Annotated in this window: 1 protein-coding gene; it reads right to left on the bottom strand. The window is 70.2% G+C overall.

Going from position 1 to position 326, the window contains the following annotated elements; genetic code table 11:
• On the bottom strand, positions 1-326 hold a 326-nt coding region (locus QMX96_RS26755), incomplete at both ends, for a hypothetical protein (RefSeq protein WP_282362731.1).

The raw sequence follows: 326 nt of genomic DNA on the forward strand, positions 1-326 counted from the left end.
GGCCAGGGCCGTGGCCAGGTGCTCACCGGCGGCTTGCTGCGCCTGTTCCAGCTGCTGCAGGCGTTGCTGCAACGCGGCCTGCTGCTGGCGTTGCTGCTGGATGCTCGCTGCCAGTGGGCTGCGCTGGCTGGCCAGCTCCCGCTGGCGGGCGAACTGATGGCGCTGCGGGGCGAGTTGTTCGAGGCGGCTCAGGTGCTGGCGGTCGCCCTGCAACTGCGTCCACTGTTGGTGCGCGCTGTGCAACTGCTCGCTGGCGGCGGCCTGCTGGTCCTGCAACTGCTTGAGTTCGGCGAACCAGCTGCGCTGCTGTTCGAGCAGGCGCAGGC

The organism is Pseudomonas sp. PS01300 (assembly GCF_029960155.1).
Lineage (GTDB): Bacteria > Pseudomonadota > Gammaproteobacteria > Pseudomonadales > Pseudomonadaceae > Aquipseudomonas > Aquipseudomonas palmensis.